The organism is Mucilaginibacter sp. FW306-07-L, from assembly GCF_058782065.1.
Window position 1 is genome coordinate 194,294 of record NZ_JBYSXI010000003.1, and the last position, 26,365, is coordinate 220,658.

Here is a 26,365-nt window from a genome sequence, read left to right on the forward strand (position 1 = left end):
ATATGCAACTGCTTCTATTCAAGCAATTTCAACACCGCTTCCTGGTCCTTAGCCAACTGGGCGGTCAGTTCATCAAGCGAGGCGAATTTGATATCACCACGCACGTAATGATAAAACTCCATGCGTAGCTGCTCGCCATATATCTCGGTATCAAAATCAAATATATTCACCTCAATATTACGGGTAATGCCGTTAATGGTTGGGCGTTGGCCAATGTAAGCCATACCTTTATATTCCTGGTCCTTTAGCTTAACTTTTACCGCGAAAATACCATCAGCCGGTATAAGTTTATAATGTTCTTCTATCAGGATATTTGCCGTTGGGTAGCCTATGGTACGGCCGATCTGATCGCCGCGCATTACCTTGCCGGTGATAAAAAACGGATACCCCAAAAACGAATTGGCATGTTCAATATCATTATTCAGCAATGCGGTACGTATACGGGTTGAGCTTACGGCAATATCGTCAATGTCCTGCTCGGGTATCTCCTCCACATCAAAACCATATACCGGGCCTAAACGCAGCAGATCAGCCAGGCTGCCCTGCCGGTCTTTACCAAAACGGTGGTCATAGCCGATCACGATCTTGCGGGTGCCTATCTTGTTTACCAGTATCTCCCGTATGTATTCCTCGGCAGATTGATTAGAGAAATCGCGCGAGAACGGGGTAATGATCAGGTGATCTATCCCCAACTGTTCCAGCAGTTCGGCCTTCTCTTGTATGGTATTGATCAGTTTCAGGCTTTCATCCTCCGGATGCAATATCATCCGCGGATGCGGAAAGAAAGTCAGGATCACCGTTTCGCCACCGGATGCCGCGGCCAATTCCTTCAACCCTGTTATAATTTTGCGGTGGCCTATATGTACGCCATCAAAAGTACCAATGGTAACCACGGCGTTTTTAATAGCGGTAAATTCATCAATATGATGGTAGATCTTCATTAAACACAAATGTAATTGATAGCCTTGCAGGTAGATGCTTTTACAGGTAACATAAAAGCAATTTTACTGTTCGGCTACAGGTTCCTGATTTTTTAGATCCCTTATAATATTCACCATTTCCATCACTTCGCGGGCATCCTCAATTTTAAAGTTTCCGCTACGGGTACGGCGTAGGCGCGACAAGTAAGCCCCATTGCCCAGGGCAGCACCAAAATCGTGCACCAGGGAACGGATATAAGTACCCTTGCTGCATACTACCCTGAAATCCACTTCGGGCAGTTCAATGCGGGTCAGTTCAAATTCGGCTATGGTAACCTCACGGGCGCGGCGCTCTACCTCCTCACCGCGTCGAGCCTTTTCGTACAGGCGTTCGCCATCGATTTTAATGGCCGAATGCGCCGGCGGGTATTGCTGTATGGTACCAATAAATTGCCCTAAAGCCGCACGCATACCTTCAACAGATATATCGCTGATATCGAAAGTTTGGTCAACCTCGGTTTCCATATCGTATGATGGCGTAGTAGCACCCAACACCAATGTACCGGTATATTCTTTTTCTTCGGCCTGAAAGGTGTCGATCTGCTTGGTCATTTTACCGGTGCAGATGATAAGCAGCCCCGTAGCCAGCGGATCGAGCGTACCGGCATGGCCAACCTTTAGCTTTAATGGCTTAAAGGCGTTGCGCAGCTTGCCCACCACGTCAAAGCTCGTCCACTGATAAGGCTTGTTGATCAGCAGCAATTGCCCTTCGGCAAACTCCTGTATGTTGGTATAATTCTCTTTCACGTAATTGTATTAACAAAAATAGCGATGGATAAACATCCATCGCTATTTAGTACAAATATGGGTAATTTATTTTTAAATCACTTCCAGGTTGTGGCCGCCCAGGTATAAGGCGATGATGATGCCACCTACAACAATGCGGTACCAACCGAATAGCCTGAAACCCTTGCGCTCCAAAAAACCAATAAAGGTGCGAATGGCCAGCAAAGCAACAACAAATGCAACTACGTTACCAACCAGCATAAATTTCATTTCGTCGCCGGTAAACGTATGGCCATCCTTATAATAGTCGAGCAGTTTTTTACCGGTTGCCGCAAACATGGTAGGCACGGCCAAAAAAAACGAAAACTCAGCAGCCGCGGTACGACTAAGCTTTTGCGTCATACCGCCAATAATGGTTGAAGCCGAACGCGACATACCGGGTATCATGGCCAGGCATTGAAAAAATCCGATCTTTAACGCTATGGGAAAGGTTATATCTTCTTCTTTAGTTATTAGTGGTTTATTAAACCATTTATCTACAAACAATAAAATAATACCTCCTAAAAACAAGGTGATGCCTACGGTTAAAGCGCTTTCAAGCAATTTATCAATAGCATCGCTTAATAAAAACCCAAATATAGCAGCGGGTATAAAAGCTACTATCAGCTTAAAATAAAAGCGGGTTGACTGAAAAAAACGTTTGAAATATAACACTACTACCGATAGGATAGCACCTAATTGTATGGCGATAGTGAACAGCTTGATAAAAGGATCGGACGCGATGCCCATTGCCGATGAAGCGATGATCATGTGCCCGGTTGACGATACGGGTAAAAACTCTGTCAGCCCCTCAATAATAGCGAGGATGATGACATGCACCATATTGATCATGCCTTGTTAGCCGGGTTACGTAATATAGCGTAAAACCCAACGCCAAAGCCTGCCAGCACAACTACGGGTGCTATAACAATTTTGGTAGTACTGTAAATATCGGTAGTGCCGGCCATCAGCACAAAACCTATGGCCACAATGCCTATAGCAAGGATGAACAGCTTATAATTATCCTTGTTAAAAATAAAGCTCACAGGTGTTTCTGGCTCGGTAATTTTAGCGGCAGCCCTGAAGCCGGTAACCGGTTTTGCTGGTTGTTGTGCCATGCGTATTGTTAATTGTTTTATGGAGTGATATGATTGTTTTTGTTAACGGTAGAGCTGATAAATTTTTAAACGTAAAAACCTGTTTACAGCCAGGTAAGTACTCAGGCCCGAAATAAATACGCCTAAACCTATTACACCTAAAAATATCAGCCCGAATTCGGTATAGTTTTGTAGTACGACGAGGTCAGGTATCTGCATCTGGGCAAAGTACAGCGTGCCCATTAAAATAATGATGGCTATTAAGCCGCCCAATAAGCCATGCCATATACCGTAGGCAATAAAAGGCTTGCGGATAAACGATTTGGTAGCCCCTACCAATTGCATTGATTTGATCAGGAACCTTTGCGAATAAATAGCCAGCCTGATGGTGTTGTTAATAAGCGCTACTGATACTACAATAAATATCCCCGCGAAAGCCAGGATCACCAAACTGATAGAGGTGATGTTGTTATTCATATCATCAACCAATGATTGCTGGTACTTAACCTCTTTAACCAACGGGTTTTTAAGCAGGGTGGCTTTAAATTTTTCGATACTTGCGTTATTGGCATAATCGGCTTTGAGGTACACATCCAGCGAGCCGGAAAGCGGGTTATAACCCAGGAATTTTACAAAATCCTCGCCCAGGTCCTCCTTCAAGTGCATGGCGGCAAGCTCTTTGGTAACGTATTGGGTTTGCTTTACCATTACATTGCTTTCAAGCTGCTTTTGCAGTTCAAGCACATCAGGCTCATGGGCTGATTCATCAACAAATATATTGAGCACGATATTCTCCTTCACGTAGCGCGAAAGGTTGTTGGCATGTACCAGTATCAAACCCAGTAAGCCAATCATCAATAATACCATGGCCAAACCAAATACGGTTGATATATATATCGATTTGGTTTTCTGGGCCGATGCGCTTGCTTCAAATTCTTCCATTGATCACTTACAGATTTGATGTGTTTTATACCTAATGCCCTGCACCTAAGTGCAAAGGCTAAGTGGCGAAATTAACAAACCTGCTATAAAGGTAAAAGTTTATATGTTATTAAATATTCTTTTGCCTGTACAACTGCCTGTGTTTAACAAAAATTAACGCTATCAGGCATCTTTAATTACCCTATTGTGCTTAAACAATATATAATAACACCTGTTTATTATGGTATGACAAAGCCAGCAAACGACCATCAAAAGCCTTCACCGTCTGACACGCCTACTGACAGACCCAATGATAACGGGCATGAAACTGTAAAGAAAAGGGAAGACAAGGTTTATAACGCCGATGAACCCGAACAGGAAAATATTGCCAAACAGCGCGAGAATGAAGAGCAACCTGTTGAGCCGGTTAAAAATCCGCCTGCCGAAGAAGGCATGGATAAAGGCCAGGTGCAACCCGACTAACTTATACTATAAAATATCGCGGCTGATGCCTGTTGAATTAATTTGCAGGTCGTACAGTTTGCGGTAATAGCCGCCATCAATACGTAGTAGTTGCTGGTGTGTACCCATTTCCTTGATCTCGCCATGATCGAGCACGATGATGTTGTCAGCGTTTTGTATGGTTGACAGGCGATGCGCTATTACAATCGCCGTACGCCCTTGCATCAGTTTTTGGATGGCGTTTTGTATCAGGTGCTCCGTTTCCGTATCAACTGATGAGGTGGCTTCATCCAAAACTAATATAGCCGGGTTATAAACCATTGCACGAATAAACGAGATAAGCTGTGCCTGCCCTGCTGATAATGTAGCGCCACGTTCCTGCACATTATAATCATATCCTCCCGGCAAACGCTCTATAAATTCATGCGCGCCCACATCCTTTGCGGCAGCTATAACCTGCTCACGCGTTATCGCCGGATTGTTGAGGCTGATGTTGTTGGCAATGGTATCGCTAAATAAAAACACATCCTGTATTACCGTGGCAATGCGCGAGCGGAGATAGTTCACTTCGTAATTGTTCAGACTTTGCCCGTCTATACTTACCTCACCTTTACCTATTTCATAAAAACGGTTAAGTATGTTTATGGTTGATGATTTGCCTGCGCCTGTAGCGCCAACCAACGCCAGCGTTTCGCCAGGCTTAACATGAAAACTGATATCCTTCAGTACCCAGTTATCATCATTATAAGCAAACCATACCTTATCAAAACGAATGTCGCCCTTTAATACGGCGGGTTTTAGTGAACCTTCGTTTTGCGCTACCTCATCAGTATCCAACACTTTGAAAATGCGGTCGGCACCCACCATGCCCATTTGTAGGGTGTTAAACTTATCGGCCAGTTGCCTTATGGGCCTGAACAATAAGTTAAGCAACGTAATAAACGCTACAATGGTGCCGGTTGTAATACCATGTTTTGACGCGGATAACGAGTTAAGCTGCTCATCCGTTAAGATACGTTTACAGCCATACCAAACCAGCAGGCCTATACATACGGCAAACAATATCTCGATCACCGGAAAAAAGATGGAGTACGACCAGTTGCTGCGGATGTGCGCGTCGCGGTGTTTTTCGTTCACCTCGTTAAACTTTCTAAACTCCTGGTCTTCCCGGGCAAAATACTGTACAATACTAACGCCTGAAATATGCTCCTGTAAAAAGGTATTCAATTGTGCCACCTGTGTACGCACATCCTGAAAGGCGGATTTAATTGCCGACTGAAATATTGAGGTAGCCAAAAGCAACAGCGGCATAGGCAGCAGGGTTATCAAGGCCAGCTTCCAATCCTGCCAAAACATATAGCCTACTATAGCGAACAGCAACAGCATATCACCCATAATGGAGATCAGCCCCTCGGCGAAGATATCGGCAATGGTTTCCAGGTCAGACACGGTGCGGGTAATCAGCATACCAATAGGTGTACGGTCGAAATACTTTAAACGCAGGGTGGTAATGTGGTTAAATACGTCGATCCGCAGATCGCGAATAACCGATTGCCCAAGCGCGCTGGTTAAATAGGTTTGGTAATACTGCGCCACGGTTTGCACCAGCAATTGCGCCAGCATAAGGCCAACCATAAATACCAGCCCGTTATAGTTACCGGTAACGATATGGTTATCCAGCGTTTTCTCGATCAGGATAGGCTGCGCAAGTGCAAGCACGGCCAAAAAAATGGTAAGCACCAACGAAACCACAAAGGTGGTTTGATAGGGTTTTACATACCCCATCACCCTGCCCAGCAATTTCCAATCAAGCGCTTTTCCGGTAACTTCTGCCATATATTTATTTCGAAATTCGAATTTTCAATGTCGAATTTATTTTTTTGTAATTAATACGCTATCAACTGTCTTTCAAAATCCGAAATCAAAAATTCGAATTTCGAAATTCTACAAAAACGGATACTTTACTTCTGTTAAATATAACCCGCAGGCGGGTACCGATGTTCCGGCTTCGCTGCGGTTTTTGCTTTCAATTATGGCGCGCACGGCTTCGGGTTCAATTATCTTGCGGCCCACCTGTATCAGCGTGCCCACTATAGCCCTAACCATGTTACGCAAAAACCTGTCGGCTGATATATGAAAAACAATACCACTGCCGTTTTCCACCCACTCGGTCCTGCTTATTTTACAATTATTGGTTTTTACCTGTGTATTTGATTTACTGAAACAACTAAAATCGGTGTATTCCATCAAAATCTTCGCCGCCTCATTCATCATCCCAATATCAGGCCTGTCCTTAACCAACCAGGAATAATTGTGCCTGAACGGATCTTTATTAAAATGAATACGGTACTCGTACGAGCGCAAGGTGGCATCAAACCGCGCATGTGCATCGGTAGGTACAGGTATTATTTTTTTTATGGCGATGTCAGTAGGCAGTATGGCGTTAATGCCTTTGCCAATGCCGTCCATTGTCCATAGTCTATGGTCCATGGACGCCTCAAAATGCGCGAAAAACTCTGTGGCGTGTACCCCGGTATCCGTACGGCCGCAACCGGTGGTTTCAACTGACTGGCGTAATACTGTACTGAGCGCTTTATTCAAAAGCTCCTGTACGGTTATGGCGTTAGGCTGTATTTGCCAGCCGTGATAACGCGTACCATCATAAGCGAGTTCAATAAAGTAACGTTGGGTGGTCACGCAGGCAAAGGTAGTAATTGTTTATGCGGATATTGATCGGTTAGGGTAAAGTCTTGTTTACAAATAAAACGCAGGCAATTATTAAACAATTCTATCTTTGCTGCGTAAGTTAATTACACACATTCCATTTAAATATGTTACAAAGAATACAAACCGTTTACCTGTTTCTGGCTACGCTGATATTGCTGGGCTTATATGTTTTTCCGCTGATTAATAATGTAAATATCAACGGCACCATATCAAACGTGAACATACAGGGTGTTTACCAGCAATTAACCGATGGTAAAAGCTATAATATAGTATTTACAGCACTTAAAATATTAGCTGCGGTAGTAGCCATTTTGCCTACGCTGGTCATCTTTTTTTACAAAAAACGCAAGCAGCAAATAGCATTGTGCTACAGCACCATATTGGTAATTATTGGCTTTAGCTTTTGGATGGCGCAAACAGTTAAAGGCGTTGTTGAAGGCGGCATTGAATTGCAGTTTGGCAATATGGGCATCGGTATGTTCCTAAGCTCGATAGCTATTATACTGGTAATACTGGCCGCACGCGCCATACAGCGCGATGAAAAGCTGGTTCGCTCGGCAGATAGGTTAAGATAGTCATATCTACTTATCAATACATAACACAAAACAAAAGCACAAAACAATGATAACCGCATCCTCCGGCCTTTTAATTTTCGGGTAGCAGGTAGGTGCACTGCCTTTCACAGAAAATTAAACAGCCGGCGATTTTTGCTTCTTTTGTTCGCACAAAAGAAGTTGAGGACAGGTGATGAACTGTGCTTGGATGTGCTTTAATTTCTCTTCAATTTTAGGAAATCAATAAAACGCGTAATTGCTGTAAACTGCGAGGTACGAAGCAATCCCCGAGCGACTTATCTATAAGATTGTCCTAAAGAGATTGCTTCGTGCCTCGCAATGACGTAATTGAGCAGATATATCTCTTACTTCAAAGCCCCCTGCTTTATCTCTTCCACCACTGCCGGATCGAGCAATGTTGAGGTATCACCCAGGTTGGCGGTATCACCCTCGGCTATTTTGCGCAATATGCGGCGCATAATTTTGCCTGACCGTGTTTTAGGCAAACCGCTTACAAACTGTATTTTATCAGGCTTGGCTATGGGGCCTATAATGCGTGATACGGTCATGATAATATCCTTACGGGTAAGATCAGGGTTTTCATGCATATCCGGACTAACCACGTAAGCGTATACGCCCTGCCCTTTAATATCATGCGGATAACCCACCACGGCCGATTCAACTACGCTGCTGTGCATATTGATGGCATTCTCCACCTCGGCGGTACCTATGCGGTGGCCTGATACGTTGAGCACATCATCAACACGCCCGGTGATACGGTAAAATCCATCATCATCGCGCAGGCAGCCATCGCCGGTAAAATACAGGTTATCATACGTAGCAAAATAGGTGGTGCGGCAGCGTTCGTGGTCGCCGTAGGTAGTACGCAGCATACCCGGCCACGGGAATTTGATGCACAGGTTACCGCTTACACCATTGCCTTCAATCTCCTTACCATTTTCATCAACCAATACAGGCTGCACACCCGGTAAAGGCAAGGTGGCATAGCCCGGCTTAGTTGGGGTAATGCCTGCTATAGGCGTTATCATAATACCACCGGTTTCAGTTTGCCACCAGGTATCAACAATAGGGCAGTTGTTATGGCCGATGTTGTCATCAAGCCAGTGCCATGCTTCCTCATTAATAGGCTCACCTACCGAACCGAGCTTTTTGAGCGAGCTAAGGTTTTTATCCTTTACAAAATCAAGCCCGAAACTCATTAGCGAGCGGATAGCCGTAGGCGCGGTATAAAGTATATTTACGCTGTGCTTTTCTACAATGTCCCATAAACGACCCGCATCAGGGTACGTTGGCACCCCCTCAAACATCAGCGTTGTAGCGCCTTGCGACAGCGGCCCGTAAACAATGTAAGAGTGCCCGGTTATCCAGCCAATATCAGCCGTACAAAAATACACCTCGCCGGGATTGTACTGAAATACGTTAGCGAATGTGTAACCCGTATAAACCATGTAACCACCACATGTATGCACAACCCCCTTAGGTTTACCGGTTGAGCCTGATGTATACAGGATGAACAGCATATCCTCGGCATCCATTTCCTCAGCCGGGCATTCAGGGTTTCCCTGTGTTTCTACTTTTTTGATCTCATCTTCCCACCAAACATCACGGCCTTTTATCATAGATACGGCGGTACGGCTGCGGGTAAGTACAATGGTACGCTTAACCGACGGGCACTGCACCAGCGCATCGTCAATCACGTTTTTCATTTGTATATCCTTGTTGCCGCGGTAAGCCCCGTCAGAGGTGATCACGATGTTACATTCCGCATCCTTTATCCGGTCGGCAATGGATTGGGCAGAAAAACCGCCGAATACTACCGAATGGATAGCGCCTATGCGGGCGCAAGCTAAAACAGCTATGGCCAGTTCAGGCACCATAGGCATATAAATACATATACGATCGCCTTTTTTGGCACCGTTGTTTTTTAACACATTGGCAAACTGGCATACCTTATCATGCAGTTGCCTGTAGGTAAGCACGCGGAAATCTTCGGTCGGGTCGTTAGGTTCCCAAATAATGGCCGGGGTATCGGCATTGGTTTCCAGGTGGCGGTCAAGGCAGTTCTCAGAAATATTAAGCCTGGCCCCGCTAAACCATTTAACATCCGGATCTTTAAAATTCCATTGTAGTACATTGTCCCATTTTTTCTTCCAGCTAAAGTTATCGGCAACATCAGCCCAAAATTGTTCAGGTTGTTCAACGCTTTGCTTGTAGGCTTGCTCGTATTGCTCAAACGAGTTGATCTTCATCGGTTTAATAAGTTAAAATCGGTTTATAAATATAATTAGCCACGGGGTTAACTAACTGGCCTAAAATACAGTTTTCAACATGCTTTTGTACTGATTATAAAGATTTTTAAAAATTTTCCACATCCCTATTGTCTGTTAATCAAAAAATTCTGATATTTGCACTCCTCTTTAAAACAGAGGTTGTAATTAATACTATTTGTCATGTCAAGAATTTGTGATTTAACAGGTAAAGGATATATGAACGGTAATAACGTTTCAAACTCGAACGTTAAAACCAAGCGTAAATTTTATCCTAACTTAAAACTTAAAAAGTTTTACATCCCTGAAGAAGATAAATGGATAACCTTAAAGGTATCTACTTCCGCTGTTAAAACCATCAGCAAAAATGGTATAACTGCTTGTATAAACAAGTTTGTTAAAAAAGGTTATATTTAATAGATTGAACTGGTAAGTAGCCTGCCGCTAATACATTTGCTGCAACTATAAACCAAATAAAAAAAATACCATGGCTAAAAAAGGCAACAGAGTTCAGGTAATACTGGAGTGCACTGAGCACAAGGAAAGCGGCTTGCCAGGCATGTCTCGCTACATTACCACCAAGAACAAGAAAAATACAACTGAAAGGCTTGAGTTAAAAAAATTCAACCCGGTTCTGCGTAAAACAACAGTTCACAAAGAGATTAAGTAATTAGCTTATTGTTTGATAAGGCTTTTTCAGCCACATTCATACATCGGCATAAATATTAAAACAGATGGCAAAGAAAGTAGTTGCAACCCTTAAAACAGGTAAAGGCAAAGAATATTCTAAAGTGATCACCGCTGTTAAATCAGCAAAAACCGGTGCTTACACTTTCAAAGAACTTATCGTTCATAACGATCACGTTAAGGACGCTATCAGCGAAGCTAAATCTTAATTAGCTCCTTTAAGTTCTGATATGTTACAGAAGCCGTCTTGTATATTTACGAGAGGGCTTTTTTTGTTGTACCGGGCAATAGCACGGGTGTCATCCTGAGCTTGTCGAGGGATGTGCGCAGTGGGGAAATAGCCCGCTAATGCTTCGACAGGCTCAGCATGACATACAAGGGCATAAGTATAGCATAAATGTAAAGATTCTTGCAGATTGCGTGTTTTTAGCTTTTAATCTGCACATTTACATATTGCACATTATAATATCTGCACATAATTATGGGTTTATTTGATTTCTTCAAGAAAAAAGAGAATACCGTACAGGAACAGCAAGCGCTTGATACCGGGCTTGAAAAAACCAAGGACAACTTCTTTTCCAAAATAACCAAGGCCATCGCCGGTAAATCAACCGTTGATGATGATGTGCTGGATGACCTGGAAGAAGTTTTGGTTACTTCAGACGTGGGCGTGAGCACCACCCTTAAAATTATTGAACGTATACAGGCTCGTGTAGCCCGCGATAAGTATGTAAATACCTCAGAACTTAACACCCTGCTGCGCGATGAGATACAAAACCTGCTTGCCGAAAACAATAGTAATGATTTTGCCAGCTTTGAATACGGCAGCCATAAACCCTATGTAATTATGGTGGTTGGCGTTAATGGCGTAGGCAAAACCACTACCATTGGTAAGCTGGCGCATAAGCTTAAACAGGCGGGCAGCCAGGTAGTATTAGGCGCTGCCGATACCTTTCGTGCTGCGGCGGTTGACCAGATCAAACTTTGGGGCGAACGCGTTGGCGTAAAAGTAGTAGCGCAGGCCATGGGGTCTGACCCGGCATCCGTTGCTTATGATACCCTGCGTTCGGCAGTATCAAATGGCGATGATGTGGCGATAATTGATACCGCGGGCCGCTTACATAATAAGGTAGGCCTGATGAACGAGCTTACCAAGATCAAAAACGTAATGCAAAAAGTGGTACCCGGTGCCCCGCACGAGATATTGCTGGTGCTGGATGCCTCAACCGGCCAAAACGCCATTGAACAGTGCAAACAGTTTACCGAGGCTACGGCCGTAAATGCCCTTGCCCTTACCAAGCTCGACGGTACCGCCAAAGGCGGTGTTGTGATCGGTATTTCTGATCAGTTTAAAATACCGGTTAAATACATCGGCGTAGGCGAGGCCATGGACCACCTGCAATTATTTGACCGCAAGGCTTTTGTAGATAGTCTATTTAAATCGTAATAAAAAATAATGCCATTGCGGGGAGGCTCAATGAAGCAATCTCCTTCCCCGCATTACAGGGCAAATACTAAAAGAGATTGCTTCGTTCCTCGCAATGACGGGTTGGCAATATGAAGACTAAGGAAATTAACAGATCGATACCATCAATAAGCAAACCGCGTGTGAACGTGGTTACGTTAGGTTGCTCTAAGAACATCTACGATTCGGAGGTGCTGATGGGCCAGCTAAAAGGCAATGCTTTTGATGTGGTTCATGAGGCTGATCAGGTTAGCAGCAATGATATTGTGGTGATCAACACCTGTGGTTTTATTGATAATGCCAAGCAGGAATCTATCGATACCATATTACAATATAGCGAACTGAAAGAGCAGGGCAAGGTAGGTAAGGTTATCGTTACCGGTTGCTTGTCTGAACGCTATAAACCCGAGCTACAGGCCGAGATACCTAATATTGATGCCTATTTTGGTACCAATGACTTACAGGATGTACTGACTTCTATTGGTGCTAACTATCGTCATGAGTTGATCGGTGAGCGTTTGCTGACCACGCCGTCGCATTTCGCTTACTTTAAAATCGCGGAGGGCTGTAACCGTCCGTGCTCATTTTGCGCCATCCCGCTGATGCGTGGCAAGCACGTAACCAAACCGATGGAGGAATTGGTTAATGAGGCTAAAACATTGGTAAGAAACGGCACTAAAGAACTGATATTGATCGCCCAGGATTTGACCTATTACGGGCTTGACCTGTACGGCAAACGCAACCTGGACGAATTGATCCGCCGCTTGTCTGACGTGAATGGCGTGGAGTGGATCAGGCTGCAATATGCCTACCCTTCCGGATTCCCGATGGAGGTGCTGGATGTGATAAACGAGCGCGAGAACGTTTGTAAATACCTGGATATGCCATTGCAGCATATTACGGATAACATGTTAAAATCCATGCGCCGTGGCATCACCAAGCAAAAAACTATTGACTTGGTGAACGAGATCCGCGACAGGGTGCCCAACATCGCCCTGCGTACTACGTTGATTACCGGCTACCCCGGCGAAACTGTGCAGGACTTTGAAGAAATGGCTCAATGGGTTGAGGATACCCGTTTTGATCGCCTGGGCTGTTTCACTTACTCGCACGAGGAAAAAACCCATGCCCATAGCCTGGTGGACGATGTACCTGATGAAGTAAAGCAGGAACGTGCCGATGCCATTATGGAAATTCAGCAAGGCATATCCTTTGAGAAGAACCAGGAAAAGATTGGCAATACCTACAAAGTACTGATCGACAAAAAGGATGGTGGCTATTTTGTTGGCCGTACCGAGTTTGATTCGCCCGAGGTGGATAACGAGGTGTTGATCGATGCCAACGTTAATTACGCTACCGTAGGCGGCTTTGTTAACGTAAAAATTGACAATGCAGAGGACTTTGACCTTTATGGACAAATTGTAAAATAAATTAAACGTTCGGTTCTTTTATCTTAATCGTTTACATTTGGGCTGATGGATGCTAATTGTATCAGCTATAAGGATGCCGGTTTCTTTTCGCAAACGGTTATTGATTACGTGGACGATGCCCCGGCACTTCGCCCTTTTTATGAGCACAGCCCGGATATGGATGGCTTTGCACAATTGCTGGCCGCTAAAAACGTAATTGCCGACAGGCAGGTGTTGGTTGATGTACTCACCCGCCAGTATAATCCCATTACACATATTGATGGCGAACTGACCAAAGCCCCGCTTGAACGTGTAAAGGAACTTTCATCGGCAGATACTTACACCGTTACTACCGGCCATCAGCTTAATATTTTTGCAGGCCCGCTATACTTTATTTATAAGATAGTAACGGCCATTAAGCTTACCCAACAACTAAAAGCGCAATTTCCGGATAAAAACTTTGTGCCCGTTTACTGGATGGCCAGTGAAGACCATGATTTTGCCGAGATAAACTATACCAACATAGGCGGCAAAAAGGTACACTGGTGGTATGAGGCATCGGGCGCTACCGGGCGTATTAACCCGGATAGTATGCGCCAGGCACTTAACCAATACAAAGGTGTGCTGGGTTTAGAGAACTATGCCCTGCCATTAGCACAAATAGTTGAAAAAGCCTACACCGGTTTTGATAAACTGGCCGATGCTACCCGTTACCTGGTGAACGCCTTGTTTGGGCAGTACGGCTTGGTGGTTATTGACGCAGATGATATCGCCTTTAAAAAGCAATTCGCACCTGTAATTGAGCGTGATATTATTGAGCAAAACAGCTTTAAGCACATTAGCGCAACCAACGTAGAGTTGCAGAAGCTGGGTGTAAGCATACAGGTAAACCCGCGCGAGATCAACTTTTTTTACCTTTTGGATGGTTTGCGCGAACGCCTGGTTTTTGAGGACGATACCTACAAGGTACTGAATACCGAAATCGCTTTTAGCGAGGCCGAACTAAAAGCTGAAATTGCGGAGCACCCTGAACGCTTTAGTCCGAACGTGGTAATGCGCCCGCTTTACCAGGAATATATATTACCCAACATTGCCTACATTGGCGGTGGCGCGGAGGTGGTTTACTGGCTCGAACTAAAATCAAACTTTGAACATTACGGGGTTGATTTCCCGATACTGATACTGCGTAACTCCGGCCTGGTGATCCCTAAAAAAACATCGGCCAAAATTGAGCAGATGGAGCTTTCGCCGGCAGACCTGTTTAAACCTACCGATCTGATCAAAAACGACTGGGTAAAAAAACACAGCGACCATACCCTCTCCCTTAACGAGGAATGGCAGCAACTACAAGCCGTTTTTGAAAAGATAAAACAACGCGCCCAAAAGATCGACCCAACCCTTGCCCCATCAACCGAAGCGGTAAGCTCAAGGCTTAAACATGCCATCGAAAACCTGGAGAAAAAACTGGTGAAAGCCGAAAGATCAAACTACCATACCCGCTTGGAACAGGTAGAGCAGATCAAGGCTGAGCTATTCCCCAAAAACAGCTTACAGGAGCGTGCCGAAAACTTCGGTTTATTCTACGTAAAGTGGGGGCAACAGTTTATCGATGAGCTGATCAAACACTTTGAGCCGCTGGAGTTTAAGTTCACCGTGCTTTCGGAGTAAGCTTCAATTACTAAAAGTAAACAAGCTATGCTGGCTGGCCGTATGCAGATCGCGCCATACCTGGTTGATCTCCGTATCCGGATTGGCGGCTATCAATCCGCAGTAAGGATATAGCTCATCTACAATATTACGGGCAAGTGTAGCCAGGGTATGCGATGTTTTGCTGACAGCCTGTAATGCCGCGGCACTGTCAGCCTTTTGGCTTACAGTCTGCCATGATGCATCAACCGCCATGTAAAAATTAGCACGGGCCTGGTTTAGTTTATCGATGCTTTCATGCAATAGCTGCTGTACCTTATGTTGCTGCACGGCATTGTACCGGCCACGAAAAGGCTTATCGGCAAACAAGGTTTCGCACAAATCGGTAAAGTGTAGGGCCATGCCGCTCATGTTCGCCGTCAGTGTGGCTTCGGCTAACTGCATAAATGGGTAGTGGTATAACGCCCCATCTACTTGGGCTGCCGATGCATCTATCTTAAAACAACGGTTAGCTTTTACAAACAGATTATCTACCCGGTAAGCATCGCTGCCGGTAGCCATCATGCCCACATATTTCCATGCCGATTGTATGGTAACATCTTCCCGGTTAAATACAAAGGGCAAAATCAGCGGTGAGCCATCGGTATTCAATACGGTTTCGTCGCCTTGTTTTATTACGCAGTTGGCGGTTACATAGGTAGCGTGTTGTATACCGCTGGCATATTTCCATTCGCCGTTAATAATGTAGCCGCCATTGGTAATAGTTGCTGTGCCGCTTGGCGCACCGCTGCCTGCCAGGCAAAGTTGCGGGTGAGCGAATATTTCGTGAGCGGCATCCGGCTCAATAAAACCACCAAACCAACCCGCGCCGCTGCACAGGGTAACTACCCAGCCTAAACTTCCATTGGCCCAGGCCAGGCTTTCCTCCAGGTGAACCTGATCGGGCAGGTTAAGTTCAAGTCCTGAGTAAATTGCAGGTACTAAAAACTTGAACCAGCCCTGCTCATGCACCAGCGCCAACTGCGCCGGATGCAGCTTACCGCTCTTCTCCGCTTCGGGCACGTGGCTGCGTATGATTTCAACCCATTCAGGTTTTAACAAGGTAGATGGATGCATAGGTAATTTAATTAGCGGCTACGTTGATCTTACCGTCCAGCTTTTTCTTCCAATCGATATAACCAAATATAGCTACCATAAACAGGAAGATGGTAAGGCAGGCAAAAAGCGGCAGACCTTTATAAAACAACAGGGGCACCGCCACAAAATTGCTAATGTTGAGCAATACCCAGTTCTCAATTTTTCGCCTGGCCAGCAACCACATACCTGCCCATGCGGTTGATGATACAAAGGAATCCAGTATCGGCACATCCGAAGGAGTAAAGTGTTTTAACAGGAGGTATAGTACCGCCCATCCTCCTAAACTGATGGCAAGAGTAACAATCCATTCGCTGCGGTTTGCATAGCTGATCTGCACAGGCGGTTCGTCGCGCTTTCGCATCCAGTATATCCATCCGTAAATACTCATTACCAGGTAATACATATTCAACGCGGCCTCGGCATACAGCTTAACATCCACCAGCAAATACAACGACAATACAATACCGATGATACCCGCCGGATAAAGCAATATATTATTACGCTTAGCCAGCAGTACCTCGGCCATACCAAATACGGTGGCAATCCACTGCAGCGGTCCGGTTTCTTTTATTTGTGTGAGGAATAGTTCTATCCAGTGTTGCATTTACGCCTCCCAACCCTCCTCGAGGGAAGGCTTTAATATCCACTATCGTCATTGCGAGGTACGAAGCAATCTCTGAAGCGATTGGCCTGAAGAATATCCTAAAGAGATTGCTTCGTACCTCGCAATGACGTGTATTAATTTATTTTCTAACCCAACTAAATTCTCCTAAAGGCTAATTCAAGTCCTCCCCCTTGGGGAGGATTTAGGAGGGTTTAAAATGCCAAACTCAGCGATGCCAGGAAATTCCTGGTGGCTTGTACATAGTAATAATTGTAATTATAAATATTGCTGCCGCTCAAACCCGGGTAGGTGGCACCGCTGGCCTCGTACTTTTTGTTAAACACATTGTTCACCAGCAAGCCGATGCCGATATTTTTAACGGCCTTGGTGCTAAAATTGTAACGCAACCTTACATCATTCACAAAATAGCCGCTTATGCGGCGGTTGGCGGCGTAAGGGTTTAAGGCGCTTTCTTCATCAACCGTGTAGCCCGCCGGGTTGGTATTCATGGTATTATCCAAAAACTGGCTGCTGATGTATTTGCTTAGCAAAGCGATCTCCCCGCCTTTTATAGGTGAATAACTTATCTCGCTCGATCCTATAAATGAAGGTGAGAACGCGATGGTCGTTTTTTCCAGTTGTAGTTCTACCTGCGTTTTATCATCCTTCGCAAAAAACTGCCCGTAGTTTTTGATCTTGTTGGTGCTTACGGTGGCTGTTGCTCCCCAAGCCAGTTGATCGGTTATTTTCACACGGCCATCAAATTCAACACCGGCACGGTAACTGTCTTTCACGTTACGGCGAATGGCGGAGCCTACATCATTAAGCTGCCCGGTTACTATGAGCTGATTATTATATAACATATAAAACCCGTTAATGCCCCCGGTAAAGCGCGGGGTGGCTATACGGTAACCAGCCTCAAAATCCTTCAGGTTTTCGTGCTTAGGGCGGCTTTGGGGCGATGAATTGGTGTAATCATCACGGTTAGGCTCACGGTTACCTACCGCGAATGAGGCGTACACGTTGCTTTGGCCATCTATTTTATAAGTTACCCCCGCTTTCGGATTAAAGAAATTTAACGCAGCGCTTTGCTGTACGTTATTTAGGTTCCTGTCAAACCCAAGGAACGAGTAATAAATGTAACGGTACTGCATATCGGCATATAACAGCCATTTATCCAAATTCCACTCGGCACGGGCGAAGATGTTAAAATCATTCTTTTTGGCATCATCACGATAGTATTCGTGATTGTATGGCACGTTGATGGTATTACTGCTATTAATGATGTTGCCGTAATGCGCACCCTTATATTCGTTATAAGCGCCACCTAAGGTCATGTTCAGTTGATCGGTAGGCAGGTATTTAAGAGCATAGGTAACACCATAAAAATCATTATCCAGCCAACGGCGACGAACAATATCACTGGTGGCCAAGGTGTCACTGCCGTAAATAACCGGCGTTAATCCATAATTTTTCACTGAATCCGCTTCTTTAAATTCCTCGTAATAACCTTTTCCTTTGGTATAGTGCAATGCCCCGCTGAAGGATAGTTTATCAGAAATGCGCTGATCTACCAGTAACTGGTAATGGTTTTGGGTGTAGTTATCTACCTGATCCTTATAGGTGTATTCGTTATAGCGGCGGTTATTCAATATTTCGTAATCGGGCACACCGTTCCAGGCTTGGTAGGTACGCTCGTAACCGGTAAATACATTAGCACGCACGGTAGTATTTTTACCATAATAAGCGCCACTTAAAAAGTACGATTTCAGGTTGGAGAAAGCACGGTCGACATACCCGTCAGAATGGATGCGCGATAAACGGCCATCAAAACTAAAGTGATTACCCAGCAAACCGGTACCTACGCTCACCGTATTTTTAACGGTGTTGAATGAGCCTGCGGAGTTGTTCAGTTCGGCATAGGCGGTATCACGACGGGTAGCGGTTTGTACGTTGATGCTGCCGCCAAAGGCACCGGCACCGTTGGTTGAAGTACCTACACCGCGCTGTACCTGGATGTTATTTACTGATGAAGCGATATCCGGAATATCCACAAAGAACGAACCCTGGCTTTCTGAATCGTTATACGGAATGCCGTTGATAGTTACGTTGATACGTGATGGGTCAGACCCACGGATGCGGATACCAGTATAACCCACGCCTGCACCTGCATCAGAGGTTACCACTACCGATGGCGTTTGGTTAAGCAGAAAAGGCAGATCCTGGCCAAAGTTATTTTTTTCAAGATCCTTTTTACTCAGGTTGGTAAATGCCGTAGGCGAGTTTTTGCTTGCCCGGGTGGCTGTAACTGTTACCTCTTCGGTGGTATAGTTTGATGATACGAGGGTGAAATTCAGCGTTTGATTACCACGAACCGCAATGTTTTTGGTGCTTTGCTGATAACCGATGTAGTTAACCACCACGGCGTAAGTGCCCGTTGCCAGGCTTACCTTGTACTGGCCGGAGGCATCAGTTACGGTGTTTTGTTGTGCTGATGCAATGCTTACCGTTGCGCCGGGCAATGCCTCGCCATTTTGGTTGGTTACTTTTCCGGATACGGAAAACTGGGCCGATGCCACGCAGGGCAACAGCAGGGCGAATATCGCCGCAAATAAATTTTTCAATGTGTTTTAGTACAAATATTGCGTTAAACCATCTGCAAGCCAGGGCGAACATGCAGTACACTTAACTTATTACCTCTCCCTACGCCGGCATTATCCGGATCAGGTGTATACTCAAGTGAAGGGTGAATAGTGAGTGGTGAATACTGCTACTAATTCCTGCAACTTTAAGTAATGGGTATGATCTCAGCCTGTCTTTCAGTTTGGCAAACTAACTGCAGTTAGTTTATTTGACCAAAGCAAGGCACCCCTTGAGAATTACGGTGGCAAATATAGTTTTTTATATCAAAAATCAGCTATACTGAAAAATTAAGCACCTAAAAGCCTTTTTTACGAACGATTCCCTGCCTGCGTGAGGGGCGTTTGGCCTGTTCGTCATCATCATCCAGATGATATCGGCGGGCCATTTTGGCCACGCGTTCTTCCAGGGTTTCGGTGGTGAGCTTGTCGCGGCTCAGGTTATCTACCATGATGGGGAAAGCAAAAGGGGTTGGTTTTTCGATGTGCTTTAGTATGATATTTTGCCCGGCAATGCGCTGTAAGGCCGCCCGTAAACGGAACTCCTCTAACTGGAAGGAGAGTGCCTCGTTAAAGGCCTGCCGTATCAGCAGGTTATCCGGCTCGTACTCGGTAAACACCTCGAACAGCAGCGAGGTTGATGCCTGCAAATGCTTGTTCTTGATCTGCTGACCGGGATAGCCGGTGAATACCAAACCACCAATGTGCGCTATGTCCCTGAACTTACGGCGCGCCATTTCATTGGCGTTCAGGCTGCTGTGAATATCATCCAAGAGGTTATCTAAGGAAAAAAAATCAGCATCCTCCAATATTTCCTCGATTGCGATATCCTCATCGGCAAGCAGTTCAAAGCCATAATCATTCATGGCGATGGAGAAACTGGCAGGCTTAACCTTGGTGATCCGGTAAGCCAATATAGATGCCATACCCTCATGCACCAGCCTACCCTCAAACGGGTAAAAAAGCAGGTGATGCCCCTCCCGTGATTTGAACGACTCAATTAAAAACTCGTTGCTTTGCGGCAAGTGCGAGAGTTTGTTTTGCATCTCAAACAAAGGCTTCAGGGCTTTTACCTCAATATCTTTTTCTACGCCGTGCGATACCTCATCCAGCTTATCCCGAAATACGGCCGATAGTTGTGACGACAGCGGCATACGGCCACCCGCCCAACTGGGGATCAATCCTTTTTTAGCCGTTGATTTTTTAACGTAGGCCGTCATTTCCTTCACCCGCACAAACTCCAGGCTACGCCCCGCGAACCAGAAGGTATTGCCCGGCTTTAGTTTGGCTATAAAACCCTCTTCAATAGTACCCAGCGAGCCGCCGCTCAGCCAGCTTACCCGTATCGACATTTCGCTGGTAATGGTGCCGATGCTGAGCCGGTGGCGCATAGCCACCCGCCTGCTGTTCACTTTGTACAGTCCGTTCTCTACTTCTACCTTTAAAAACTCATCATATTGTGCCAGAGTTTTGCCGCCGCGGGTAATAAAATCAAGCAACTGCCCATACTCGTTAGCGGTAAGATCGGCAAAGGCATAGGTAGTTTTAACCTCCTCAAACAATTCATCAGCTCGAAATCCATCTGACACGGCGAGGGTAACCATGTATTGCACCAGCACATCCATGGTGAGCAGCATAGGGTCGCGGCTTTCAAATACGCCACGTTTAATGGCCTCTTTTAAGGCTGCCCCTTCCAACAATTCCAGCGAGTGTGTGGGTACAAAATATGCTCTTGATATAGCACCGGGGTGGTGCCCGCTTCGCCCTGCCCGCTGCATAAAACGCGCCACCCCCTTCGGACTACCAACCTGCACCACCGTATCAACCGGGCGAAAATCCACCCCCAGATCCAGACTTGAGGTACATACCACCAGCTTCAATGCTTCGGCATGTAAGGCTTGTTCTACCCAGTTGCGTAGCTCGTTATCCAGCGAACCATGGTGCATGGCCATTACACCAGCGTATTCGGGGTAATTATCTAAAATGGCATGATACCATATTTCCGATTGTGATCGCGTATTGCAAAATATCAGCGTGGTTTTGCTTTTGGCCACTATAGCCATTACCTGCGGCAGCAACGCCACGCCAATATGGCCGGTCCACGAATAGCTCTCCACATTATCCGGAATCACCGAATGTATATCCAGCTTTTTCTCGACATGCGCCCGCACCATGCGTATGTTTTCCTTCGGGAAAGTATTGCCTAATAACACCTCTCCCGCTTGTTCAAGATTACCAATGGTCGCGCTGATACCCCAGATGCGTACCCCACCCCGGCCCTCCCCGGGGGGGAGGGCCCTGCCCAGGTTCTTCAACCTGCTCAGCCCCAGCTCCACCTGCACGCCGCGTTTGGTGCCCAGCAGTTCGTGCCATTCGTCAACCACTACTACCTGCAGGCTCTTGAATATTTTAGGATATTCCTTTTGAGCCAGCATCAGGTGCAGGCTTTCGGGGGTGGTAAGCAGTACTTCGGGCAGCTTTTTTTTGAGGGCCTGCTTTTCGGCGGCGGAGGTATCGCCGGTACGGCTGGCTATCTTCCAGGGCAGGCCGATCTCGTCGCAGGCTTCCTGCATGGCCTTACGGATATCATTGGTAAGCGCGCGCAGCGGTGTTATCCACATCATCAGCAAGCCATTATCCTTACGGGTTTGCCAGGTATCAGGATATTGGTTGATGTATCCGGCCAAAAAAGGCATAAAAAGCGCGTAGGTTTTACCGCTGCCCGTTGGCGCGTTCAGTAAACCCGAATAGCCGTCCAGGTAAACAGCCTCCATCTCTTTTTGAAACGGAAACTGTTTCCAGTTCTTCTGCTTGTACCATTGCTGTATTACCTTTTGGCCGGGCGTGCTCATATCAATGCAAATAACAAAATAAGCGGCAAATGGTTATTATACCACACCAATTCTGTTATTCATGAAAAAATTGTTTTTAATAATGATCGTTCCGTTGCTGTTTGCCTGTAACAGTCCGGCAGATAAGAAAGTGACCGATAGCGCGGCAAAAGACACTACTGCTGCTGTTGAAACCGAGGTTAAACCCGACCAACTGATCTCCCCCGGAAAAGGCATAGGCCACCTGAGCATCGGTTTACCGGTGGATAGCGCTATGGCTAAATTGGGCAAACCCGACTCGTCCGACGCGGCCATGGGCAGCAGCCTGATGGCCTGGTATAGCAAGGATGCCCATAAATACCGTACCGCCGTTTTTGCCCGCCGCAATATGGGAAATGACGAGGTGAGCCGGATCAAGCTCATCATGGTGAATTCTCCGTGGTTTAAAACAAAAGATGGCGTTGCCGCCGGAACAATGCTTACGGATATAGAAAAAGCCTATCAGCTAAAGCCCGTTGACAACGCCACAGCGGCTAAGAAAGGCGTACTTGTGTTTGATGATAATGCAAAAGGGATCACCTTTGATATTGACAGTACAAGCAAAAAATGCGTTGCCATAACGGTGCATCCGGCTAATGAAGGCGCGGGTTCTTATCTTGATATCCATTAATCAAAAAAGCGGCAGACCTTGTGGATCTGCCGCTTTTTTTATCTGTATCCGATGCCTTATTTCTTTTCAGGCATCAGGATCAGTTTGATCAAATTTTTACCGCTCAGATATTTATTGGCAGCATCCTTAGTGCTTTGTACGGTAACTGTTTCGGCCGTTTTAGGGTAGCGCAATATGCGGTGCGGGTCAAGCTGATACTGTGAGCCGCTGGCCAGGTAGCCTGCCCAAAAATAGTTCTCACGCAGTTGCACCTGTTTTGAGCGCATATCCTCTGCCTTAAACTTTTGAATATCGGTAGCTTGTGCACCGGTGGTTTTAATCTTGTTGATCTCATCCATAGTAGCGGCTATCAGCTTATCCACATTTTCGGGCGCGCAGCCAAAGCTGATGGTAAAGCTGTACCTGCCAACCGGTATTTTTTGATACATGGAACGTACACCCGGTGCATACACCCCGCTTTCCTGCTCGCGCAGGCGCTCAATCAGCTTAATGTTCAGCACTTCTTCAAGCGCGTCAAGCTGCATGTTGTTTGATTCGGTGTACTCATAATCTCCGCTGAATACCAGTTGTACGGTACTTTTTTCGCCGATGCCTTTGTTAACCGTTTTGGTTACGATGCCGGCAGGCGGGTACAAGCCAAGGTCTTTATAAGTTTTCTTAGTTTCGCTTGATGGTAAGCTGCCCAGGTAAGTGGCCAGCAATGGTTTAACCGCGTCAATATCAAAACTACCTACAAAAGTGAACACAAAGCCATTGGCATTGGCAAAGCTGTTTTTATAAAAATCATACGCCTTATCCAGCGAAGCCGTGTTCAAACGGCCAACACTTGGTACCATCGCCCTGAAGTTATACCGGTTAAGCACGGCTGATACCGTATCCTGAAATACGCTGTTCGGGTCGAGGTTACGGTTAACCAATAGGGAGCGATATTGGCTCATGTTGGCATCCCAAATATCCTTATCCTTACGGGGTTGTGTAAAATACAGGTAAACCAGTTCCATAGCCGTACCCAGATCCTTAGTCGTAGCGTTACCGCTAAAGCCCTGCGTATAATCGCTGATGTAAGGCTCAACAGATACACTTTTGCCTGTCATCATTTTTTGCAGTTGTATCTGGTTAAACTCGCTTACACCACTGCTGCCAACCACGCCTGATGCCATATTAGCCGAGGTATAATCAACATCACTTACCAGCGATGTACCGCCATAGCTATAACCGGTTAATATCACTTGGTTATTTTTAAAGTCAGTTGGTTTTAGTATGGCTTTTACACCGTTTTTAAAGGTAAGTGTCGTTACGCCGATAGAATCATCACGGGTTTGATCCACAATTTCTCCTGCTTCCGGAATTTTATCGATCAACGGTTTGGTACTTACATTATCCACATAAGCGGTAACGGTTTTACCGGCCTCAGCTATCCAGCCTAATAATACAGCTTCGGTAGGCAGTTTTGGCTTTTCGTTGTCCGGAGCCTGTACAACAACCGCCCGGCTTTGCCCTGAAATAAACCTGGCAGCCATAGCGTTCATCTGCTGCAGGGTTATCTTGTCGATATTATCAAGGTAAAATTGGTATTCCCAGGCTATGCCGGGTATTGCCGCTCCATTTAAAAAGTTTTGCTGGTACTCGCTCACAAAGTTTGATGAACGGGTTTTGTCTCGCTCTTTAAAGGCATCGCCCATTTGTACCAGCGCGTTTTGCTTGGCGCGTTCAAACTCCGTTAGTGTAAAGCCAAACTTACGGGCACGCTCTGTTTCGGCAACCAGGCTTTTAACAGCAACTTCCAGTTCGCCGGGGCGGGCAACCACTACAGATGTAAAGGCATCCTGCTTACCGATAAAGTTGCCATACGTGGCGCTGCCATATAAAAACGGCGGATTTGATTTTTGCACTAATTCATTCAAACGGGCATTCAGCATCTGGTTAAATAAACCGGTACGCATGCTTTGCATATAATCCGTTGTGGTACGTACTTCGGTACCCGGCAGCTTAACTATGATCTGCGCTACAGTGTATGGAAACTCCGGATCGGTAGCGAATTTTACGCTGGTACCCGGCGTGCTGGCCACAGGGTATTCGGTACGTGGTTTTGGCGATGCCGGATTTTTAAGCTGCGAAAATTTCTCTTTTATCAATTGCTCCACACGCTTCGGGTCAAAATCGCCAACGGCTATTACCGCCTGCAGGTTGGGGCGGTACCAGTCATCATAAAAACTTTTGATGGTAGCCAGGTTAAAATTCTTGATGATATCCTCTTTACCCTTTGGCAAACGGGTAGCATAACGCGAGTTGCTCAGCATGGTTGGCAATACCTGCTGTTGCAGGCGCTCCTGCGCGTTCTTGCCGCGAAGGCGCAGTTCTTCCAATATCACGCCACGCTCTTTATCCAGTTCCGTTTGATCGAACGATACATAACCTGCCCAGTTGGCCAGTATATCAAAACCACGCTCAAATACCTTGGCGCTATCTGTTGGCAGGGGTAGCTGGTAAACAGTTTCATCAAATGAGGTAAAAGCGTTCAAATCGGCACCAAACTTCACGCCCGAACTTTGCAGGTAGTTAACCAAGGCATTCTTCGGGAAATCGCGCGTGCCGTTAAAGGCCATATGCTCGGTAAAGTGGGCCAGGCCCTGCTGCGCATCCGTTTCTAATATCGATCCGGCTTTGTTTACCAAGTACAACTCCGCACGGTTTTGCGGCTGGCTGTTTTGCCTGATATAGTAGGTTAAGTCATTAGGCAGTTTACCAATAATAACATCTTTATCAACAGGCAATGTACTTACTTTTACCTGTGCTGCAAGGTCTGCCGGTTTTTGTTTTGGCGATGGCGCAGGCTTTTTCTTTACCTGTGCAAGGGCTCCGGTTGAAGCAACGCATAGGGCCAGCGCCGCAACCGATAGTTTAAAATCAATACGCATATTTAAATTAGGGACATGTATCTAACAACGAAAAACTTAGTTCCGAAAATTAGTAAATTAAACGCTATATTGAAACGAAAACCAAAAAAGTTACTATTTAACAAATCCTAAACTTTTCAGTCACACAAATTTAACCCAACAGTATCTCAATACCGTTGTTAAACCTTAAAACCACCTGTTTATGAAAGAAGTAAATATGCCCGAGGGCTACCAGGCCGTAATGCCTTACCTTATTTTAAAAGAAGCCTTAAAATTTTTCGATTTTACCTCGGCTGTTTTTGATGCTGAAAAGAAAACCCGCACCCTGCGCGACGACCAAACGCTGATGCACGGTGAGGTAAGCATTGTAGGCAGCACAATTATGTTTGCCGAAGCTACTGAGGAATACGGCGTGCAAAATGCCGGTATGTTTGTTTACGTAGCCGATTGTGATAACGCTTATCAATTAGCACTCGATGCAGGCTCGCAAAGCATTATGCCCCCGGCCGACCAAAGTTATGGCCGCAGCGCGGGCGTTACCGATCCGTTCGGCAACACCTGGTGGATCACATCTGCCCTGTAAAA

General features: G+C 45.8%; 23 protein-coding genes. 10 read left to right on the forward strand and 13 right to left on the reverse strand.

The window, feature by feature from the left end; all coding sequences use genetic code 11:
- Positions 1 to 14 precede the first annotated feature (14 nt).
- The 5 genes from AC3WJC_RS15975 to AC3WJC_RS15995 form a co-directional block, all read right to left on the reverse strand.
- Positions 15 to 941 (reverse strand): bifunctional riboflavin kinase/FAD synthetase, encoded by a 927-nt coding sequence (locus AC3WJC_RS15975; protein ID WP_492400116.1) that lies wholly within the window; start codon positions 939 to 941, stop codon positions 15 to 17.
- 63 nt (positions 942 to 1,004) lie between these two features.
- Complete coding sequence (gene truB, locus AC3WJC_RS15980) at positions 1,005 to 1,727, reverse strand: tRNA pseudouridine(55) synthase TruB (RefSeq protein WP_492400117.1); 723 nt, start codon at positions 1,725 to 1,727, stop codon at positions 1,005 to 1,007.
- 72 nt (positions 1,728 to 1,799) lie between these two features.
- Positions 1,800 to 2,594 (reverse strand): undecaprenyl-diphosphate phosphatase, encoded by a 795-nt coding sequence (locus AC3WJC_RS15985; RefSeq protein ID WP_492400843.1) that lies wholly within the window; start codon positions 2,592 to 2,594, stop codon positions 1,800 to 1,802.
- Positions 2,594 to 2,863, reverse strand: a complete 270-nt coding sequence (locus tag AC3WJC_RS15990; RefSeq protein ID WP_492400118.1) for a DUF3098 domain-containing protein — start codon at positions 2,861 to 2,863, stop codon at positions 2,594 to 2,596. The genes AC3WJC_RS15985 and AC3WJC_RS15990 overlap by 1 nt, the downstream gene beginning before the upstream one ends.
- Before the next feature lie 42 nt (positions 2,864 to 2,905).
- On the reverse strand, positions 2,906 to 3,784 hold the full coding sequence (locus AC3WJC_RS15995; protein ID WP_492400119.1) for a cell division protein FtsX: 879 nt from the start codon (positions 3,782 to 3,784) through the stop codon (positions 2,906 to 2,908).
- A 225-nt stretch (positions 3,785 to 4,009) separates the two neighbouring features.
- On the opposite strand from AC3WJC_RS15995, the gene AC3WJC_RS16000 reads away from it, so the two are divergent.
- Positions 4,010 to 4,246, forward strand: a complete 237-nt coding sequence (locus AC3WJC_RS16000; RefSeq protein ID WP_492400120.1) for a hypothetical protein — start codon at positions 4,010 to 4,012, stop codon at positions 4,244 to 4,246.
- A gap of 6 nt (positions 4,247 to 4,252) precedes the next feature.
- Here the strand turns inward: AC3WJC_RS16000 and AC3WJC_RS16005 are convergent, their stop codons facing one another.
- Complete coding sequence (locus AC3WJC_RS16005; RefSeq protein WP_492400121.1) at positions 4,253 to 6,061, reverse strand: ABC transporter ATP-binding protein; 1,809 nt, start codon at positions 6,059 to 6,061, stop codon at positions 4,253 to 4,255.
- A 108-nt stretch (positions 6,062 to 6,169) separates the two neighbouring features.
- Complete coding sequence (gene truA / locus AC3WJC_RS16010; protein WP_492400122.1) at positions 6,170 to 6,922, reverse strand: tRNA pseudouridine(38-40) synthase TruA; 753 nt, start codon at positions 6,920 to 6,922, stop codon at positions 6,170 to 6,172.
- Positions 6,923 to 7,056: 134 nt separating this feature from the next.
- Between truA and AC3WJC_RS16015 the strand changes: the two genes are divergently transcribed.
- Entirely contained in the window at positions 7,057 to 7,527 is a 471-nt protein-coding gene (locus AC3WJC_RS16015; protein ID WP_492400123.1) for a DUF4293 domain-containing protein, read from the forward strand.
- Between the two features lie 344 nt (positions 7,528 to 7,871).
- Here the strand turns inward: AC3WJC_RS16015 and acs are convergent, their stop codons facing one another.
- A complete protein-coding gene (acs, locus tag AC3WJC_RS16020; RefSeq protein ID WP_492400124.1) occupies positions 7,872 to 9,776 on the reverse strand; it encodes an acetate--CoA ligase in 1,905 nt (634 codons plus the stop codon).
- Positions 9,777 to 9,977: 201 nt separating this feature from the next.
- On the opposite strand from acs, the gene rpmB reads away from it, so the two are divergent.
- The 6 genes from rpmB to bshC all read left to right on the forward strand — a co-directional run bounded on the left by rpmB (position 9,978) and on the right by bshC (position 15,023).
- Complete coding sequence (rpmB, locus tag AC3WJC_RS16025) at positions 9,978 to 10,211, forward strand: 50S ribosomal protein L28 (protein ID WP_194101732.1); 234 nt, start codon at positions 9,978 to 9,980, stop codon at positions 10,209 to 10,211.
- A gap of 70 nt (positions 10,212 to 10,281) precedes the next feature.
- Entirely contained in the window at positions 10,282 to 10,464 is a 183-nt protein-coding gene (gene rpmG / locus AC3WJC_RS16030) for a 50S ribosomal protein L33 (RefSeq protein ID WP_228952841.1), read from the forward strand.
- A 64-nt stretch (positions 10,465 to 10,528) separates the two neighbouring features.
- The gene (locus AC3WJC_RS16035) at positions 10,529 to 10,690 is read left to right on the forward strand and encodes a DUF4295 domain-containing protein (RefSeq protein ID WP_492400125.1); all 162 of its coding nucleotides are present in this window, start codon (positions 10,529 to 10,531) and stop codon (positions 10,688 to 10,690) included.
- A gap of 272 nt (positions 10,691 to 10,962) precedes the next feature.
- Positions 10,963 to 11,928, forward strand: a complete 966-nt coding sequence (gene ftsY, locus AC3WJC_RS16040) for a signal recognition particle-docking protein FtsY (protein ID WP_492400126.1) — start codon at positions 10,963 to 10,965, stop codon at positions 11,926 to 11,928.
- 110 nt (positions 11,929 to 12,038) lie between these two features.
- Positions 12,039 to 13,376 carry a 30S ribosomal protein S12 methylthiotransferase RimO gene (rimO, locus tag AC3WJC_RS16045; protein ID WP_492400127.1) on the forward strand — a complete coding sequence of 446 codons (1,338 nt, stop codon included), beginning with the start codon at positions 12,039 to 12,041 and terminating at the stop codon, positions 13,374 to 13,376.
- A 45-nt stretch (positions 13,377 to 13,421) separates the two neighbouring features.
- On the forward strand, positions 13,422 to 15,023 hold the full coding sequence (gene bshC / locus AC3WJC_RS16050; protein WP_492400128.1) for a bacillithiol biosynthesis cysteine-adding enzyme BshC: 1,602 nt from the start codon (positions 13,422 to 13,424) through the stop codon (positions 15,021 to 15,023).
- A 3-nt stretch (positions 15,024 to 15,026) separates the two neighbouring features.
- On the opposite strand, the gene AC3WJC_RS16055 is transcribed toward bshC, so the two are convergent.
- From AC3WJC_RS16055 to AC3WJC_RS16070, 4 genes are all read right to left on the reverse strand, one after another.
- Positions 15,027 to 16,118 carry an acyl-CoA dehydrogenase family protein gene (locus tag AC3WJC_RS16055; protein ID WP_492400129.1) on the reverse strand — a complete coding sequence of 364 codons (1,092 nt, stop codon included), beginning with the start codon at positions 16,116 to 16,118 and terminating at the stop codon, positions 15,027 to 15,029.
- A gap of 7 nt (positions 16,119 to 16,125) precedes the next feature.
- On the reverse strand, positions 16,126 to 16,743 hold the full coding sequence (gene pnuC, locus AC3WJC_RS16060; protein ID WP_492400130.1) for a nicotinamide riboside transporter PnuC: 618 nt from the start codon (positions 16,741 to 16,743) through the stop codon (positions 16,126 to 16,128).
- 212 nt (positions 16,744 to 16,955) lie between these two features.
- Positions 16,956 to 19,367 (reverse strand): TonB-dependent receptor, encoded by a 2,412-nt coding sequence (locus tag AC3WJC_RS16065; RefSeq protein WP_492400131.1) that lies wholly within the window; start codon positions 19,365 to 19,367, stop codon positions 16,956 to 16,958.
- A gap of 314 nt (positions 19,368 to 19,681) precedes the next feature.
- Positions 19,682 to 22,234 (reverse strand): ligase-associated DNA damage response DEXH box helicase, encoded by a 2,553-nt coding sequence (locus tag AC3WJC_RS16070; protein WP_492400132.1) that lies wholly within the window; start codon positions 22,232 to 22,234, stop codon positions 19,682 to 19,684.
- A 61-nt stretch (positions 22,235 to 22,295) separates the two neighbouring features.
- On the opposite strand from AC3WJC_RS16070, the gene AC3WJC_RS16075 reads away from it, so the two are divergent.
- On the forward strand, positions 22,296 to 22,883 hold the full coding sequence (locus AC3WJC_RS16075) for a hypothetical protein (RefSeq protein WP_492400133.1): 588 nt from the start codon (positions 22,296 to 22,298) through the stop codon (positions 22,881 to 22,883).
- A 56-nt stretch (positions 22,884 to 22,939) separates the two neighbouring features.
- On the opposite strand, the gene AC3WJC_RS16080 is transcribed toward AC3WJC_RS16075, so the two are convergent.
- The gene (locus tag AC3WJC_RS16080) at positions 22,940 to 25,801 is read right to left on the reverse strand and encodes a M16 family metallopeptidase (protein WP_492400134.1); all 2,862 of its coding nucleotides are present in this window, start codon (positions 25,799 to 25,801) and stop codon (positions 22,940 to 22,942) included.
- 181 nt (positions 25,802 to 25,982) lie between these two features.
- On the opposite strand from AC3WJC_RS16080, the gene AC3WJC_RS16085 reads away from it, so the two are divergent.
- Positions 25,983 to 26,363: a VOC family protein gene (locus tag AC3WJC_RS16085; protein WP_492400135.1), complete on the forward strand. Its 381-nt coding sequence runs from the start codon at positions 25,983 to 25,985 to the stop codon at positions 26,361 to 26,363.
- The last annotated feature ends 2 nt before the right edge of the window (positions 26,364 to 26,365 follow it).